Genomic DNA, 16,837 nt, shown 5'->3' with positions numbered 1-16,837 from the left:
CCACCATGACCCAAGCCGAGAAGAACCCGCTTCGCGAAGGGATGCCCGAGGAGCGCACCGCCTCGCCGGCCGCGCTCGTGATCTTTGGCGCCTCGGGCGACCTGACCCGGCGCAAGCTGCTGCCCGCGGTCTACAACCTGACGCTCAGCCGGCTCCTCACGGGCGGCTTCGCCGTCGTCGGCGTGGCGCGGCGCCCGAAGCCGGATTTCGCGAAGGAGATGCGCGAGGCCGTCGGGAAGCACTCGCGGCGCCCGCTCGAGGAGGCCACCTGGAGCGAGCTCGAGAAGGGCATCAGCTACGTCCAGGGGTCGTTCGACGAGGCCGAGACGTACACCCGGCTCGCCGCGGAGCTCGAGCGGCTCGACGCCGAGCGCGGCACCCGCAAGAACCGGGTCTTCTACCTGGCCGTCGCGCCCGACCAGTTCGCGCCCATCGTGCGCGGCCTGCGCGCGGCGAACCTCGTCGCGCCGCCGTCGCACGAGAAGGACGCGCCGTTCCAGCACGTCGTCGTCGAGAAGCCGTTCGGTGAGGACCTGGAGAGCGCCCGCGCCCTCAACCGCGACCTGCTCGCCCACCTCGCGGAGTCGCAGATCTACCGGATCGACCACTACCTCGGGAAGGAGACCGTCCAGAACCTCCTCGTCCTGCGGTTCGGCAACACGATCTTCGAGCCGCTCTGGTCGCGCCAGCACGTCGATCACGTGCAGATCACCGTGGCCGAGGAGATCGGCGTCGAGGGCCGCGGCAAGTTCTACGAGAAGGTCGGCATCACGCGGGACATCGTGCAGAACCACGCGCTCCAGCTGCTCACGCTGGTCGCGATGGAGCCGCCGTCGTCCTGGGACGCGGACGCGGTGCGCGACGAGAAGGTGAAGGTGCTCCGCACGCTCCGGCCGATCGCGGGCCCGGACGCGCTGTCGTCGACGGTGCGCGGGCAGTACGGGCCCGGCATGGTGCGCGGCGAGAAGGTGCCCGGCTACACGGAGGAGCCCGACGTCGCGAAGGACTCGACGACGGAGACCTACGTCGCGATGAAGCTCCACCTGGACAGCTGGCGCTGGGGCGGGGTGCCGTTCTACCTGCGCGCCGGCAAGCGGCTGGCGAAGCGGGTGGCCGAGGTGGTGCTGCACTTCAAGCCGCTCCCGCACGGCCTGTTCAAGGGCGCCCCCGGCGCGACCGAGGAGCCGAACTCGCTCGTGATGCGCCTCCAGCCCGACGAGGGCATCTCGCTCCGGTTCGCGGCGAAGATCCCGGGCGGCGGCATCGCGATCCGCGGCGTCACGATGGATTTCCGGTACGGCGCCGCGTTCGGCTCCAGCACGCCCGAGGCGTACGAGCGGCTCCTGCTCGACGCGCTGCGCGGCGACGCCACGCTGTTCACGCGCGCCGACGAGGTCGAGGCGCAGTGGGGCTTCGTCGATCCGATCTTCGAGGGGTGGCGGACCCAGAGCGCGCCGATCGCGCGCTACGCCGCCGGCAGCTGGGGCCCGCCGGAGGCCGACGCCCTCGTCGAGCCGTCGTCGGACGACGTACGCGCGGTGTGCGGGGCGGGCGACGGGGGGAAGGCCCCGGAGCGGGCGTGGAGGCGGCCGTGAGCGCGGTCGCCGAGGTCATCAAGCGGGTCGAGTCGGAGCTCGCCGAGTTCTGGTCGGCGCCCGACGAGTCGCGGGCGGAGCCGGCCCCGAAGACGCGCGCGTCGACCCTCAATTTCGTGGCGGTGGGGAGCCGCGCCGAGGTCGAGCGGCTGAAGGAGCAGGCCGAGGACCTCGCGGAGACGCACGCGGGCCGCACCCTGCTCATCACGCTCGACGACCGGCTCGACCCGGCGAGCGTCCAGGCCGACTGGTCGGCCACGTGCCGCCGCGCGGGCGAGGTGCCGATCTGCTACGACCGCGTGGAGATCACGTTCGGGGTGGCCGCGGCCGAGCGCGTCGCTTCGGTCGTGAGCGCGCTCACGATCTCCGACGTGGCGGTGATCGTCGAGCTCGCGCCCGGCGCGCCGAACGTGCTCGGCGACGCGCTCGCGCCGATCTGCAATCGGCTGGTGTTCGACTCGGCCGAGACGTGCATCGAGCGCATCGCGGAGGTCGCGCGCGGGACGAGGGCGCCGCTCGCGGACCGGGCGTTCGTGCGGACGTTCTCGTTCCGCGAGCTCGTGGCCCGGTTCTTCGACGACATGCCGGAGGCGTGCCGGGCGATCCGGCGGGTGGAGATCGCGCGCAGCGCGGGGGCGAAGCCGGATCCGGCGGCGCTGTTCCTCGGCTGGATGGGCTCGCGGCTCGGCTGGACGTTCGAGTCGCGGGGGCCCGCGCAGTCCGGCGGCGGCGTGGTCGGCCGCGCCCGCGGCGCGGACGGGGCGCCGATCGAGATCGCGCTCGTCGACGGGCCGCCGGCGGACGCGCAGGCGTGGCGGCGGCTCGACGGCGTGCGCCTGTGGACGTCGCTGCGCGGCGAGCCGCTGACGCTCGGCTGCGTGCGGCTCGACAAGGCGCCCGGCACGGTGCGGTGGACGATGGAGGGGGCGCGGTCGGCGGAGCACCTGCACCCGCTCGGCTACCGGGACGAGACGTGGGTGCTGGCGAAGACGATCGACTCGCTGGAGGGCGATCGGCTGCTGCGCGAGGCGGTGCTCGCCGCGGCGAAGTGGAGCGCCCTTTGACGAGGGCCGACAGGAGGACCGAGATGAACGGTGGTGAGGAGACCCTCGTCACGGCGGACGCTGCGGAGCTGGCGCGGCTCGGGGCGGAGCTCATCGCGCGCGCCATCGCGGCGGCGGTCGATGCGCGCGGCGTCGCGCGCGTCGCGCTGTCGGGCGGGAGCACGCCGTCGGAGGCGTACCAGCGGCTCGCGGCGCTCTCGCTCCCGTGGGCCCAGACCGAGTGGTTCTGGGTGGACGAGCGCGCGGTCGCGCCCGATCACCCCCGCTCGAACTACGGCGCCGCGCGCCGGGATCTGGCGGCGGCCCCCATCCCGGAGGAGCGCTTCTTCCGCATGGAGGGCGAGTCGCCGGACCTCGCCGGGGCAGCAGCTGGGTACGAGCGGCTCCTGCGGGCGCGGTTCGGGGTCGCGTCGGCTGTCTCGTTCGACGTGATGACGCTCGGGATAGGCGACGACGCGCACACGGCCTCGCTGTTCCCCGGGACGGGGGCGGCGGGCATCGAGGACCGCCTGGTCGCCGCGATCCCGGCGCAGCCGGACAAGGGGCTGGAGCCGCGGCTCACGCTGACGGCGCCGGTGATCCAGGAGGCGCGGCTGAAGCTGCTCCTGGCCCGCGGGGCGGGAAAGCGCGGGGTCGTGGCGCAGGCGAAGCGGCCCGGCCCGGCCGACGAGGTGCCGGCGCGGGTCGTGCGCGGCGGGCCCGGGCGGCTCGTCTGGCTGCTCGACGCCGCGGCGGCGCAAGCCGGGTAGCGAGCAGCGGGCGACCGAGCTGGCGCGGCGCGGCGCGGCACGTCCAGCGCGCCGCGCCGCCGGTTCGAGCGGGCAGCCGAGGCTGCCGCCGCCGGGGGCCCTGGAGAAGGGCCCCACGGCGCCGCGGGTGAACGTCACGTCACGACGGGGATCGCGCACTGCTCGCGCAAGAACTCGGCGAGCGCCTCGGTCTTCATGAAGCCGCGGTCGCTCCCGTCACGGAGCCGGACGGTGGCGCCCTTCGCCTCCACCTCCTTGTCGCCGATGACCAGCATATGCGGGATCTTCTCGACCTGCGCTTCGCGGATCTTCGCGCCGAGCTTCTCCGAGCTCCGGACGAAGCTCGCCCGGATGCCGTGAGCGCGCAGCGCCTGGGTGACCTGCTCGGCGTGGTCGTTGTGCTTGTCCGACACCGTGACGACGCGCGCCTGCTCCGGTGAGAGCCACGCCGGCAGGGCGCCCGCGTGGTGCTCCAGGAGCACGCCGATGAACCGCTCGATCGAGCCGAGGAGCGCCCGGTGGAGCATGATCGGCTGCTCGAGCTCTCCCTTGGCGTTCACGAACCCGAGCGTGAAGCGCTCGGGGTTGTTGAAGTCGTACTGGAGCGTGGAGCACTGCCACCTGCGGTCGAGCGCATCGACCAGCTTGATGTCGATCTTCGGCCCGTAGAACGCGCCGCCGCCCGGGTCCACCGTGTACTCGAGGCCGAGGGCCTTTAGGGCCCCCGCGAGGGTGCTCTCGGCCTTGGCCCAGTCCTCCAGGCCGCCCACGTACTTCTCCGGCCGTGTCGAGAGGTTGATGTCGAACTGCTCGAACCCGAACGTGCGGAGCATCTTCAGGATGAAGCGGAGCACGCGGTGGATCTCCTGCTCGACCTGGTCCGCGCGGCAGAACAGGTGCGCGTCGTCCTGGGTGAACCCCCGCACGCGCATCAGGCCGTGCATGACGCCCGCGGCCTCGTACCGGTACACGGTCCCGAGCTCCGCGAGGCGCATCGGGAACTCGCGGTAGCTCCGCGTCCGGCTCTTGACCATGAGGATGTGAAACGGGCAATTCATCGGCTTGCAGCAGTAGTCGTGCCCGTCGACCGACATGGGGGAGAACATCCCCTCTCGGTAGAAGTCCCAGTGGCCCGACGTCTTCCACAGGTCCGCCTTGGCGATGTGCGGCGAGTAGACGATGTCGTAGCCCTCCTCGAGGTGCATCTTGCGCCACTGGTCCTCGATGATGGTGCGCAGGAGCCCGCCCTTCGGGAGCCACATGACGAGGCCGGCCCCGATCTCCTCGACGAAGTGCGGCTCGAAGTGCACCTCGACGTCGGCGTCTTTCCGGGCGCTCACCGCGGCCCTGAAGGCGCTCTTCGACTCCTGCGCCGCCGCGCCGCGGAGCCGGACGTGCAGGCGCGGGCGCGCCTCTTCGTTGCTGCCGCCCGCGCCGTCCGCCGACGCCTTCGGCGCCTCGCCGAACTTCACCGTTCGCCGGATGGTCCGCCCGGGGAACGCCGAGGCCGCGGCGCCGAGGGCGTGCTCCACGAGCGCGCGGTCGAGGGGCGCCTCCGCGTCGACGCCGACGTAGAGGTCGATCTCGTCCTTCTCGGAGTACGCGTGGGTGTCGTAGCGCTCGGAGACGAGGTAGAGCTCGAGATCCCGCCCGAGCGTCCTGTGGTCGCGCTTCTTCGCCTCCTCCAGGCGGCGCACGTACTTGTCGAGGTCGTCCTTGTTGGGGAAGGCCACGCCGCGCACGCGCTGGAGCGACTGCTTCGTGGCGTCGGCGCGCCAGTAGGCCGCCGAGGACGACGTGATCTTGAGCCCCTTGATGAACCCCGCGTGGGGCAGGTGCGGGCCGCGGCAGAAATCCACGAACTCGCCGCAGCGGTAGATCGACACGCTGTCCTCGGGGATCCAGGACAGGATCTCCGTCTTGTATTCGTTCTTCTGCCCGAGCCCCTCGAAGACGCCCAGCGCGTCCTTCTTGGGGACGACTTGCCACTCGAACTTGATCTTCTGCTCGATGAGCTTCTTCACCTCGGCCTCGATCTGCTCGAGGTCGGAAGGAGTGAAGGTCCGACCGGCAACATCGAAGTCGTAATAGAACTCGTCACCATGGTTCTTCGGACCCATCGTGACCTTGGCGCCCGGGAACAGCCGCAGCACGGCCGTCGCCAGGAGGTGCTCGGCCGAGTGGTTGATCGTGTCCCTGCCCTCGGGCGTATCGGCCTTCAGCAACTCCAGCTTCGCGCCGTCCCGGAGGGGCACGCGGAGGTCCTGGATCACCCCGTCGACGCGCGCGACGACGACGGCCTCGGCGAGCCTCGGCGAGATGGCCCGGGCGGCGTCGAACGCCGTGTTGCCATCCTGGAGCGCGAGGGCCTTCCCATCAGGTAGAATGACCGAAGTTGCCATGACGTGACCTTTCTTTCCTTTTACCCGACTGTACGAGCGTCAGGTGGGGCGGTCTTAAAGCACCGTGGCTCCAACGTGTCAACGCCGCGAGGCCGCGCGCGGCCGCTCGATCTACGCGTGAGCTTACGCGTGAGGTTACGCGTGAGGCTACGCGTGAGGCCGAGCGCGAGGAGCTCGGCCGCTCCTGTTCGGAGCGCGCCCGGCTCGAGGCGGCGCCGGGCGATATGGCCTCTCGGTGCCTCGGGGCGAACTCGCGCTCATCCGCCTTGGACCGACGGCGCCGATTCGACAGGAGGCATGGAGTCGCGCGCGCGACTCCATGCCTCCGTCATGGGCGCGAGGACACGGGGCGTCAGGACCGCCGGGACGCCGCGCGGGCCCGTGGCCGCTCCGCGGCGGAGAGCCCTCTGGCGAAGGCGAGCGCGCCCCGCACGCCGACAAGGGGATCGGTGACCACCGCGACGGGCACCCCCTCGAGGAGCGGCGTGAGGCGCCCCTTCTTCAGGAAGGACTTCATGAAGAGCTCGCGCCTCTGGGTGACGAGGCTCCTCGCGATGTTCCCGAGGACGAAGACCCCGCCGAGCGCGAGCTCGCGCAGGGCGAGGTTGCCGGCCTCGGCGCCGTAGATCTCGACGAACAGGTCGACCGCGCGCGCGGCGGGCCGGAACGCGCGGGCGAGACCGAGCTCGGCGATCGCCGCGTTGCGGTCGCCCTCGGCGAGGCGGCGCTCGATCGCGCGCGGCACGCGGGCGGCGCGGGCGAAGAAGTCGAAGAGGGCGCCGAGCCCGTCGCCGGAGAGGACCCGCTCGTAGCTCACGTGGTCCGGGTGGCGCTCGGCGAGGAAGCGCCACAGCTCGGCCTCGACCGCGGAGCGCGGGGCAAAGTCGGCGTGACCTCCCTCGGTCGGGAGCGTGACGTGGCGGGCGCCGTCCCAGATGAGCCGGGCCTCGCCGAGCCCCGTGCCGGCGGCGATGACGGCCACGTTGTTCCCCTTCGGCCGCGGCCTGCGCTCCGTGAGCGGCTCGATGGACGCGCGGGCGACGTGCAGGCAGCCCGTGGCGCCGACGACGAGGTCGTTCGCCAGGAGCACGCGCGCGATCTTGAGCCGGCGCGACAGCTCGCGCTCCGCGAGGCGCCAGGGCAGGTTCGTGACGGTGGCGACCTGGTCCTTGATGGGGCCCGCGACGCCGAGCACGGCGACGGCGGGGTGGGGAGCGTCGCTGCGCACGAGGAACGGGAGGGCGATCTCCTCGAAGCTCGCGTGCTCGCGGCTGCGGAAGACGGCCTCGGAGAGGGGCCGGCCGCCGGAGGCGCTGTAGAGCGCGAGCCGGGTGTTGGTGCCTCCGATGTCGCCGACGAGCAGCGACGGGGCCACCGATCTCTTGGTCGTTGCCACGCCGGCGCCCTGCCAGCGCCCTGCCTCGGCGGCAAGGCGATCCATCATTGAGCCAGCGCGGAGGGATCGAGGTTTCCGGGCGGGCTCGAGCGCGCGTGACCACCGCGAGGCGATCGCGCGTCGCCTGTCGCGGGCTGGCGGCCGAGGCCGCCTCGCGTCCTGCGCCGCTTGACCGGCGGCCTGTCTCCGGCCGAGAGTGCCAGCGTGCAGCGGTTGTTCCCCGCGCTCCTGGTCGCGCTTGCCGGCCTCATCGCTCCCGCCGGCGCTGCGTTCGCCGGGCCGGCGCAGGCCGCGTCCGCGCCCTCGCGGGTCGCGCCCGCAGCGTCGCAAGCCGCGCCCGCGGCGTCGCAGGCCGCGCCCGCGCCGTCGCAGGCCGCGTCCGCGCCGTCGCAGGTGGCCCCCGCGCCCTCGCAGGCCAGGCCCGCGCCCTCGCAGGCTTGGCCCGCGCCGTCGCAGGTGGCCCCCGCGCCCTCGCAGGCTTGGCCCGCGCCGTCGCAGGTGGCCCCCGCGCCCTCGCAGGCTTGGCTCGCGCCGTCGCAGGTGGCCCCCGCGCCCTCGCAGCACGCGCCCCCGCAGGCCGCGTTCGAGCCCACGCAGCTCGCGCCTGCGCCGGCTTCCGTGCAGCCGCCGCTCGTCCAGGTCGTGCCATCGCCCGAGCCGGCCACGCCCGCGTCCGCGGAGGTCGTGCTGGCGCCCGCCCCGGTCGCGCGGCCTCCCGCGCCGCCGCCTGCGCCGGTCGCGCCGGCGTCCGCGTCGGTCGGGCCGCCGGCCCCGGCCGCTGACCAGGGCGAGCCGGTGGCTCCCGAGCCCCAGCCTTCGCCTCCCGTGGTCGAGCAGCCCGAGGCGCGCGTCGAGCTGCTCGGCAGGACGGTCTTCGCCCTCCGCGTGCACCGGGGCAGCCTCTCTCCCCCGGAGCGCGCCCGCGAGGCGGCGCGCGTGCTGGAGCGCGCCGCCCAGGAGAAGGCGGTCCCCGAGGTCCGCGTCGACGAGCAGGACGGCGTGGCGGTCGTCTACGTCGGCGACCGCCCGCTCGTCCACCTCGGCCCCGAGGACGCGGCGGCGGCGGGCCACACCACGGTCGCGGCCCACGCCGCCGCGGTCGCCGGCACGGTGCGCGACGTCCTCGCCAAGGAGCAGAGCCGGAGCCGCCTCGCGACGAGCGTCTTCTCGTTCTCGCTGCTCGTCTTCTCCGGGCTGATCGCGCTGCTCCTGCTCCGCAAGGTCGGCGAGCTCGTCGAGCGAGGGCACGCCTGGGTCGCCGAGCACCCGGAGCGGCTCCCGGCGCTCCACGTCCGCGGCATCGAGATGCTCCGGCCCGCCGCGTCGCAGGGCGCGCTCTCGGTCGCGCTCGGCGCCGCCGGCGTGCTCGTCCGGCTGGGCATCGCCTACATCTGGATCCTCTTCGCCCTCTCCCTGTTCGCCTCCACGCGCGGCACCAGCGAGAAGCTGACAGGCCTCGTGCTCGCGCCCATGTCGGAGCTCATGGGGCGCATCGCGCGGAGCGTCCCGGTGCTCGTGCTCGCGATCCTCGCGACGCTCGCGGTCGTCGTCCTCATCCGCTTCGTGGGGCTGTTCTTCGGGAGCGTGAGCCGGGGCGAGACGTCGCTCGGGTGGCTCCCGTCCGATCTCGCGGTCGCCACCGGCGTCCTTGTCCGCTTCGGCATCCTCGTGGCCGCGCTGCTCCTCGCGGCCCCGCTCATCACCGGCACCGACGAGGGGGCGCTCACGCGGATCGGCTTCGTCGTGCTCGCGGCGGCCGGGCTCGCCAGCGCCCCGCTCATCGCGTCGGCGGCCGTGGGCCTCTCGGTCATCTACGGGCGGCGCCTGCGCGTCGGCGACATCGCCGACGTGGGCGGCCGCGCCGGGCGGGTCCGCGAGCTGACGCTGATCGAGGCGCGCCTCGAGGACGAGGACGGCTGCGTCGTTCGCGTGCCGCACCTGCTCAGCCTGTTCCACCCGACGCGCATCCGCGGCCGCCCTCCGGTCGTGGCCGTCGAGATCAGCGTCGACCCCGCCGCCGATCTCGAGCGGGTGCGCGAGCTGCTCCTGAAGACGGGCTCGGGCCTCGGCAGCCGGGCCCGCGCCGCGCTCGTCGCGATCGACGAGGGGGGCGCTCATTTCCGGGCCACGATGGCCTGCGACGGCGACGACGTGCGCAGCCGGTGGCTCATCGCGGTGGCGCAGGCCCTCGTCGCCGCGGAGATCCAGCTCGGGCGCGCGCCGGCGTCCTCCGGGGGCGCGCGGCGCGCCGCGCCCGCGCCGGTCGACCGGGGCGCTGCCTCGTGAACGCCGTCTGGCTCCTGATGGGGCTCCTCGTGCTGTCGTACCTCGGCAGCTCGCTCGTCAGCGGCCGCGTGCTCCGGGGCATCGGCCTCCCTTCCGGCGCCGAGTACGTCGTGCTCGGCTTCGTGCTGGGACCCTCGGCGCTCGGGCTGCTCGAGCCCTCGTCGCTCGCCGCGTTCGAGCCCGTGGCGGGCGTCGCGCTCGGCTGGCTCGCGCTGGTCGTCGGCCTCGACTTCGGCTTCGTCGGCAGCCGCCGCGTGCGGCCGTCCCGCATGGCGCTCTGCGTGCTCATGAGCCTCCTGACCGGCGGCGCGGTGGCCGCCGCGGTCTGGTTCGCGGCGGCGTACGGCGCTCCCTCGCTCGAGCGCGGCGACCGCGCGCTGCTCGCGGCGGGCGTGGGCGCCGTCTCCGCCGAGACGACGCGGCACGCGGTGCTGTGGGTCGCGCAGCGCTACAGCGCGAGCGGCAAGCTCTCGGATCTCATCGCTGACATCGCCGACTGCGACGATCTCGGCCCGCTGCTCATGATGGGCGGCGCGTTCGCGCTCGTCCCGCAGGCGACGGCCCAGTGGCCGATCCCGTTCTGGGGGTGGACGGTCGTGACGGCGCTCATCGGCGTGGTGCTCGGGCTCATCGCGGTGGTGCTCCTCGGGAGCGATTTCCGCCTGATCCAGAGCTGGGGCGTGCTGCTCGGCACCTCGCTGTTGACGATGGGCACGAGCGCCCGGGTCGGCCTGTCGCCGCTCTTCGCGGCGTTCGCGATGGGCGTGACGATCGCCGCCATCTCGCGGCACCGCGACGAGATCGTCGCCATGGTCGCGCCGACCGAGCGGCCGGTCATCCTGCCGGCGCTCCTGCTCGCGGGCGCGCACGTGAACCCGAAGGCGGCGCCGTTCCTGCCCTGGATCGTGGCGATCGCGCTCGGGGCGAGGCTCGTGGGCAAGCTCGCGACCGGGCTCGTCTTCCGCGTCGTGTCGCCCGACGCGCGCGAGACGTCGCCGTGGCTCGGCCTCGGGCTGCTCTCGTCCGGCGCGGTGGCGATGAGCGTCGGGCTCGCCTTCGCGCTGCGCTTCCCGGGCCCGGTCGGGCACACCGTCCTCTTCGCCGCGGCGGCCGCGGCCGTGTTCGGCGAGCTCGTCGGGCCGCAGGCGCTGCGCGCCACGCTCCGCAAGGCCGGCGAGCTCGCCGCGCCGGAGCGGGAGTCGCTCTTCTTCGGCCGCGGCCTGGGCCGCGCCGGGCGCGACGCCGCGCCGGGCGAGGGAGGCGAGAGGGGCGCCCCGCCGTCGCCCGCGGCGCAGCGTGGGGGAGGGATGAGGAATGAAGAGGTGTCACCGTGAGCGCCGCAGCACTCCCTGAGGTCGAGCCGGCCGCGCCCGCCGGCCCGGTCACGCCGGCCGGCCCGGTCACGCCCGCCGACCCGGCCGCGCCGGCCGATCCGGCCGCGCCCGCCGAGCAGCACGGCGCGTCCTCCGCGCGCCACCACGGGTCGGCCCCCAAGGGGCCGCTGAACCACCTCACGCACGCGGTCGCGCTCGTGATCCTGTTCGGGCTGCTCTACGCCACGACGCGCGCGGTCCCTCACGAACACGGGCCTGCAGGGGCCGTCGCTTCGATCGGCTTCCTCCTGCTCGCGGGCACGCTCGCGAGCGAGCTCGTCGAGCCGCTCCGCCTGCCGCACATCTCCGGCTACATCCTCGCGGGCATCGTCGCCGGCCCGCACGTCCTGGGGCTCGTCGACCACCACGCGGTGGAGGAGATCTCGCGGGTCAACGCGCTGGCGCTGGCGCTCATCGCGCTCGCGGGCGGCGCCGAGCTGCGGATCGACGTCGTCAAGAAGAGCCTGAAGAGCATCCTCTTGCACAACGTCGTCCAGACGGCGCTCGTCTTCGTGGCGATGACGGGCGTCTTCTACGCGGCGCGCTCGCTGGTGCCGTTCGCGGCCGAGCTCTCGACCACGGCGGCGTTCGGCGTGGCCGTCCTGTGGGGCGTCATCGCGGTGACCCGCAGCCCCTCGGCCGTGCTCGGGATCCTCTCCCAGACGCGCGCGACCGGCCCCGTCGCGATGCACACGCTCGCGTTCGTGATGACGTCGGACATCATCGTCATCGTCGTGACGGCGGTCGCGCTCTCCACGGTGCGGCCGCTCCTCGAGCCGGGCACGACGATGTCGATGCACGAGATGGAGCTGCTCGGCCGCGAGATCCTGGGGAGCATCTCGATCGGCACGACGCTCGGCCTCGCGCTCGCGGCCTACATGCGGCTGCTCGGCCGCCAGCTCATCCTGGTGTTCGTGGCGCTCGGCTTCGGCGCGACGGAGGTGCTTCGGTACCTCCGCTTCGACGCGCTGCTCGTCTTCGTGGTGGCCGGCTTCGTCGTGGCGAACCTGTCGAAGCAGGGCGAGAAGCTGGTGCACGCGGTCGAGGACGCGGCGAGCGTGGTGTTCGTGCTGTTCTTCGCGACGGCCGGCGCGCACCTCGACCTGCCGCTCCTGCGGCAGATGTGGCCCGTCGCGCTGCTCTTCGGCGCGTCGCGCGCCCTGGTGACGTGGGTCGCGAACCGCATCGGCAACCGGCTGGCGGACGATCCGCCGCTCTTGAGGAAGTGGTCGTGGTGCGGGCTGGTCTCGCAGGCCGGGCTGACGCTCGGGATCAGCCTGACCATCGAGCGCGCGTTCCCGAGCCTCGGCGCCGGCTTCCGCGCGCTCGTCGTCGGGTGCGTGGCGCTGAACGAGGTGTTCGGCCCGATCCTCTTCAAGTACGCGCTCGACCGCGCCGGCGAGACGGCGGTCGAGGCCTCGCGCGGGTCGCTGCCGAACCTCGGGCGCCACGGGTGAGCCGCGGCCCTGTCACGGGGTGAACCGGAGCGAGTAGCTCACCACGGTGGGGCCTTTCCTCGGCTTGAGGAAGTCGATCCGCTCGAAGACGCCGACCACGCATTGCGTGAACGCCTTGCCCTTGAGCGCCGTCCGGGGCTTGCGCACCTCGGCCTTGCCGCCGTCCCGCTCGATCCGGAGATCAATGCCGAAGTCGCCGCCCTTGGTCGGGTCCTCGGCGAGCGCGAAGCAGCGGCGGAACTCGTCGAAGTGGGGCGCGACCGAGCGCTTGATCGGCTCCTTGGTGAAGTCGTCGTGCGGGCCGCCGCCGATGTGCATGCCGATGTTGGCGACCTTGACCTTCGGGAGCGGCCCGGCGTCGGCCGGCGCCGCCGGATCGGGCGCGGCGCCGGCGGCAGGCGCGGCGCTGGTATCGGCCGGTGCTGCGCTGGCATCGGCCGGTGCTGCGCTGGCGGCGGGGGCAGCGCTGGCGGCGGGAGCGGCGCTCGGGCCCGAAGCGGCGGGGTCAGGGGGAGCTGACGGCGCGGCGGTCGCGGAGGCGGCCTGCGTCACTTCGGCCGCGGGCGCGGTGCGGGGCGAGCAGCTGGCGACGGCGGCAGCGAAGGCGAGGGGAGCGGAGAGCGCGAGGAGGAGCGGAGCGGGACGGCGCATGATGGCGCGCGAATCTACACGGCGGCGCGCGCAGATCCAGGAAGCGGGGCGCGGCGCGAGCGCGGCCGAGGCAACGCGAGGAACGACGATCCGATCGCTGCGCGCGGAGAGCCGCCGTGATGCGCGCGAGGGACTCCGTTGCTTGAGGGAAGGGGTCCGGCGCCGGCCCGAAGGCTTCCGGCGCGCTCCGAAAGCTTCCGACGCGCTCCGAAAGCTTCCGACGCGGGGTGGGATGCGGAATTTGCCGGGAAATTCGTCCCCCGGCGGGCGCCGGATGGCGCCGACGGTGCGGCGGGCGCCGCTAAGTCCGCGAAATCTCGTGCTCCGGAACGCGCGGGAAGGCTTCGTTACCGCGACGGAAGGTTCCAGAGCGCGTCGGAAGGTCTCCGACGCGCGCCGGAAGCCGTAGTTTGTGTGCTGGATTGCGTCCGTGTGCCGCGCCTACGGCGCCGTCGCGTCCCTGCGCTTCTGCACGGCGTCGTTGTGGTCGTCCAGGCTCTCGCTGAACCGATGGCGGCCGCCGCCCGCGGCCACGAAATAGAGGTACTTCGTCGCCGCGGGCGCCAGCACGGCCGCGATCGACGGCGCCCCAGGGTTGGCGATCGGCCCGGGCGGCAGCCCCGGGTGCGCATAGGTGCTGTAGCGGTTCTTCGGATCCCGCACCACGGCCGGCGTGGGCTTGCCGCTCCACTCTGCGCACGACGGCGCCTCCTCGGGCCAGGCGACGCAGCCGTAGAGCGCGGTCGCGTCGGACTGCAGCTTGCGCGAGCGGAAGCTCGGATCGAGGAGCCGGTTCAGGAACACGCTCGCGATGAGCGGCCGCTCCTCCTCGACGACCGCCTCCTTCTCGATGATGGAGGCCAGCGTGAGCACCTCGCGGCGACCCCAGCCGAGCGTCGCCTGGAGCGCCGCCAGCCCGTCCTTCCCCTGCGCCGCGAGCGCGCTCCACCGCCGGTCGGACTCGGCGACGAGGCGCCGCGCCACGTCGCGCGCGTCGGAGTCCAGCGCGAGCTCGTACGTCGCCGGGAAGAGGTACCCCTCCGCGCTCTCCGCGCCCACGGCGCCGCCGCGCTCGATGCCGAGCGCGTCGAGGAGCGCGGCGTCGGCGGTGGCCGCGAGGAACGTCTTCCTGCCGGCGATGCGCAGCTTCTCCAGCCGGGCGGCGATGTCGAAGCGGCTGAAGCCCTCGGGGATCGTGAGCTTCGCCGTGGGGCGCCCCTCCGCGCGCGTGAGCAGCTGCCGGAGCTCCCGCGGCGTCGCGCCCTCGAAGAGCAGGTGAGGGCCCGGCACGAACGCCTCGGTGCCGCCCGTCGCGCCGAGGTAGAGCGCCATGGCGCGCTCGCTCTCGACGAGCCCCTCGGCCGCGAGGAGCGCGGCCGCATCGCCCGCGTCGAGCCCGTCCGGCCAGTTGATCTCCACGACGCGCCCCCGGTCCGGCGCCCTCGCGCGCCCGAAGCCGAACACCAGCGCGAGGAGCGCCGCGCACGCCGCCGCGACCACGCCCGCGAGCCCGAGGAGCAGCGCGCGCCCGCGCCCGGCCCGGGGCTGGGCAGGGCGCCGCGACGCCGGCGAGCGCTGCCCCGCGCCCCGCGCGCGCCGCGCGGGGGTCGTCTTCCGCGTGGACGACGGGTCGCGCGGCGGCGAGCCTTGCGCGCCGTCGCCACCCGTCCGGCGGTTTCCCGGCCGACTCGCCCTAGGTCGAACGCCCACCGCCGGCAGTCAAAACCCGAAAGCCCGACGCGTGTCAACGCCGTCAACGCCCCGCGTCGCTGCGGGGCAGAGGCTGGAGCGCGCGCTCAGGGTTGGGGCTGGAGCACGCCGTCTGCCTCGACCCGCGTCGGCGCGCGAGATCGAAGGCCCCCGCCTCGTTGCGGCGGACGGCGCTCTTGCCCTGGCGGGACTGCGCAGGGGCAGGCCGCGGCGCCGCTGCCGCTGGGGCCTGGCCTGCGTTGCCGTACCGGATCACGAAGCCGTCGCTCGTCCTCAGGCTGATCAGCGACGTGCCACCGAAGCTCAAGGTGCCCGCGAAGCTCCCGTGATGAACACGCTCCACCGTGACATGTCACGCCGCCTGCGTGACGTGTCACGCCGCCTGCGTGACATATCACGGCTGCATCTGCGGAACACCACCGTGAGCTCCCACAGGTTACGAAGCACGCGACTTCTCCGCCGGCGCTGGCGCACGATCGTCATGTCCGCATGGCAGTGCCGGTCATATGGCCTTGCGATGAAATGTGGGGCCAGCGCCCCGCAGGCTGATGCCTGGTCTCAGTCTGCGGAGATCACCGCCGGATCTGCCGGATGCGCAAGAATCAAAATTGCTTGACAAGTTGTATGTGTGTGATCAAGGGTACAAACCGTTGACGTCCCGTCGTGTGCCTAGCGGTCTATCTGCGGTGCAGGGGTGTTGCGTCGATCGTGTCGCCGGTGTGGCGGTGATGTCCCGGGTTCACCCGAGAAGGAGCAGCGTATTATCATGCGAAAATCGTGGTTTGCTGAGCTGGTCAGTGTGGCGTCCGTGGTTTGTTTGAATGCCGGTTGCGGCACGCTACCCGATGGCGATGAGCCTCGCACCTCGGAGCCTGTCACCACCTCCCGGCAGCCGCTGGTTCACGGATGGAGCAAGCGCTACGGCGACACCTCCTTTCAGTACGCCAGCAAGATCGCTGTGGACGGGTCCGATAACATCATCATCACCGCGTGCTCGGATGGGGCCATGGACTTCGGCGGTGGGCCGCTCGTCCCGACAGGATCCGAGTGCATGATTGCGAAGCTCGATGACAGCGGCGGCTATCTCTGGAGCCATATAATGCCGGCTATGGTCGTGAGGGACGTCGCTACGGACAGCGCGGGCAACGTCAACGTCATCGGCTCCGCCTACGACCCGACCTTCACCTTGGCCGACATCTTCATCAAGCAATTCGACGCCTCGGGCAACCTGGTGTGGAGTACTGGCTTCACCTCCAACCAATACGCCGAGGGAACGGCGATTGCGGTGGACTCCTCGGACAACGTGATCATCGCGGGGAACTATTGGGGTACCCTCACGTTCGGCAGCGACACCGGGACTAGCTCCTCCAATGAAGTCTTCCTGGCGAAGCTCGACAGCTCCGGGAGTCCCATCTTCGGGCGGTTCTTCGGCACCCCCTCGGCCGTTCACGACGGGGGGGCTTACGCTCTCGCGGTTGACGGCAACGACAACATCATCATCTCGGGGTGGTATGCCGGCAAGATGGACTTCGGCGGCGGGCCGACCGCCGCTACCACCTTCCCGGCTCTTTACAATGGCTACGTGGCCAGTTTCGACAGCTCCGGGACTTACCTGTGGGAAAGCGAGTTCGGCAATTCCGGAACTGTACTAGCCACCGACGTGGCGACCGACAGCCTCGGGAACGTGGTCGTCGTCGGTTCTTTCGACGGCGACATCGATATCGGCGGCAGCACGCTGACCAGCGCGGGCAACAACGACATCTTCGTGGCGCAGTTCGACGACAGCGGCACGCATCTCTGGAACCACACGTTCGGCGACACGAACTCGGACGCGGCCAGCTCGGTGTCGATCAACGGCTCGGGGGACGTCTTCGTCGCCGGCGACATCGTGGGCGCGGTGGACTTCGGCGGCGGTACGCTGACCAGCGCAGGCAACAACGACGCGTTCGTGGCCCAGTTCGATGACAGCGGCACCCACATCTGGAGTGAAAGGTACGGCGATACGGACGTGCAGGGCGTCTCGTCCCTCAAGATCGACAGCAACGGGAACGCTGTCGTTGCGGGGTTGTTCTTCGGGTCAGTGAACTTCGGTGGCACGACACTGATCGATGCGGGGAGCGGAGACGTCTTCCTCGCCCAGCTCACTCCCTGAGG

The 16,837-nt window shown here is 72.6% G+C and carries 12 protein-coding genes; 7 read left to right on the top strand and 5 right to left on the bottom strand.

Annotated elements, in window-relative coordinates:
• The first annotated feature begins 5 nt into the window (after positions 1 to 5).
• The 3 genes from zwf to pgl are packed head-to-tail and all read left to right on the top strand — an operon-like array spanning position 6 to position 3,408.
• Positions 6 to 1,595, top strand: a complete 1,590-nt coding sequence (gene zwf, locus WMF19_RS24820; protein ID WP_437901671.1) for a glucose-6-phosphate dehydrogenase — start codon at positions 6 to 8, stop codon at positions 1,593 to 1,595.
• On the top strand, positions 1,592 to 2,659 hold the full coding sequence (locus WMF19_RS24815) for a glucose-6-phosphate dehydrogenase assembly protein OpcA (protein WP_437901397.1): 1,068 nt from the start codon (positions 1,592 to 1,594) through the stop codon (positions 2,657 to 2,659). The genes zwf and WMF19_RS24815 overlap by 4 nt, the downstream gene beginning before the upstream one ends.
• Positions 2,660 to 2,682: 23 nt before the next feature.
• Positions 2,683 to 3,408, top strand: a complete 726-nt coding sequence (pgl, locus tag WMF19_RS24810; RefSeq protein ID WP_437901396.1) for a 6-phosphogluconolactonase — start codon at positions 2,683 to 2,685, stop codon at positions 3,406 to 3,408.
• A 134-nt stretch (positions 3,409 to 3,542) separates the two neighbouring features.
• On the opposite strand, the gene thrS is transcribed toward pgl, so the two are convergent.
• Positions 3,543 to 5,810, bottom strand: coding sequence for a threonine--tRNA ligase (thrS, locus tag WMF19_RS24805; protein WP_437901395.1), 2,268 nt, complete (start codon positions 5,808 to 5,810; stop codon positions 3,543 to 3,545).
• Between the two features lie 352 nt (positions 5,811 to 6,162).
• The gene (locus tag WMF19_RS24800; RefSeq protein ID WP_437901394.1) at positions 6,163 to 7,206 is read right to left on the bottom strand and encodes a glucokinase; all 1,044 of its coding nucleotides are present in this window, start codon (positions 7,204 to 7,206) and stop codon (positions 6,163 to 6,165) included.
• Between the two features lie 204 nt (positions 7,207 to 7,410).
• Between WMF19_RS24800 and WMF19_RS24795 the strand changes: the two genes are divergently transcribed.
• Genes WMF19_RS24795 through WMF19_RS24785 form a run of 3 tightly spaced genes read left to right on the top strand, consistent with a single transcriptional unit; the run spans position 7,411 to position 12,322 of the window.
• Positions 7,411 to 9,492 carry a mechanosensitive ion channel family protein gene (locus tag WMF19_RS24795; RefSeq protein WP_437901393.1) on the top strand — a complete coding sequence of 694 codons (2,082 nt, stop codon included), beginning with the start codon at positions 7,411 to 7,413 and terminating at the stop codon, positions 9,490 to 9,492.
• Positions 9,489 to 10,826: a cation:proton antiporter gene (locus tag WMF19_RS24790; RefSeq protein WP_437330994.1), complete on the top strand. Its 1,338-nt coding sequence runs from the start codon at positions 9,489 to 9,491 to the stop codon at positions 10,824 to 10,826. The genes WMF19_RS24795 and WMF19_RS24790 overlap by 4 nt, the downstream gene beginning before the upstream one ends.
• A complete protein-coding gene (locus WMF19_RS24785) occupies positions 10,823 to 12,322 on the top strand; it encodes a cation:proton antiporter (protein ID WP_437901392.1) in 1,500 nt (499 codons plus the stop codon). The genes WMF19_RS24790 and WMF19_RS24785 overlap by 4 nt, the downstream gene beginning before the upstream one ends.
• Positions 12,323 to 12,334: 12 nt before the next feature.
• On the opposite strand, the gene WMF19_RS24780 is transcribed toward WMF19_RS24785, so the two are convergent.
• The 3 genes from WMF19_RS24780 to WMF19_RS24770 form a co-directional block, all read right to left on the bottom strand.
• Entirely contained in the window at positions 12,335 to 12,973 is a 639-nt protein-coding gene (locus WMF19_RS24780) for a hypothetical protein (RefSeq protein ID WP_437901391.1), read from the bottom strand.
• 441 nt (positions 12,974 to 13,414) lie between these two features.
• A complete protein-coding gene (mltG, locus tag WMF19_RS24775) occupies positions 13,415 to 14,683 on the bottom strand; it encodes an endolytic transglycosylase MltG (protein ID WP_437901390.1) in 1,269 nt (422 codons plus the stop codon).
• Positions 14,684 to 14,726: 43 nt separating this feature from the next.
• Positions 14,727 to 15,026, bottom strand: a complete 300-nt coding sequence (locus WMF19_RS24770) for a hypothetical protein (protein ID WP_437901389.1) — start codon at positions 15,024 to 15,026, stop codon at positions 14,727 to 14,729.
• 423 nt (positions 15,027 to 15,449) lie between these two features.
• Here WMF19_RS24770 and WMF19_RS24765 point away from each other — a divergent pair, with 423 nt between their 5' ends.
• Positions 15,450 to 16,835: a hypothetical protein gene (locus WMF19_RS24765; protein WP_437901388.1), complete on the top strand. Its 1,386-nt coding sequence runs from the start codon at positions 15,450 to 15,452 to the stop codon at positions 16,833 to 16,835.
• The last annotated feature ends 2 nt before the right edge of the window (positions 16,836 to 16,837 follow it).

It is taken from the genome of Sorangium sp. So ce124 (assembly GCF_051525235.1).
Classification (GTDB): Bacteria; Myxococcota_A; Polyangia; order Polyangiales; family Polyangiaceae; genus Sorangium; species Sorangium atrum.
This window is presented reverse-complemented; position numbering and strand designations above follow the sequence as displayed.

Bases quoted from the DNA above. Each gene is read 5' to 3' on its own strand.
- zwf (WP_437901671.1), top strand. From the start codon at position 6: ATGACCCAAGCCGAGAAGAACCCGCTTCGCGAAGGGATGCCCGAGGAG.
- pgl (WP_437901396.1), top strand. From the start codon at position 2,683: ATGAACGGTGGTGAGGAGACCCTCGTCACGGCGGACGCTGCGGAGCTG.
- thrS (WP_437901395.1), bottom strand. From the start codon at position 5,810: ATGGCAACTTCGGTCATTCTACCTGATGGGAAGGCCCTCGCGCTCCAG.
- WMF19_RS24780 (WP_437901391.1), bottom strand. From the start codon at position 12,973: ATGCGCCGTCCCGCTCCGCTCCTCCTCGCGCTCTCCGCTCCCCTCGCC.
- WMF19_RS24765 (WP_437901388.1), top strand. From the start codon at position 15,450: ATGCGAAAATCGTGGTTTGCTGAGCTGGTCAGTGTGGCGTCCGTGGTT.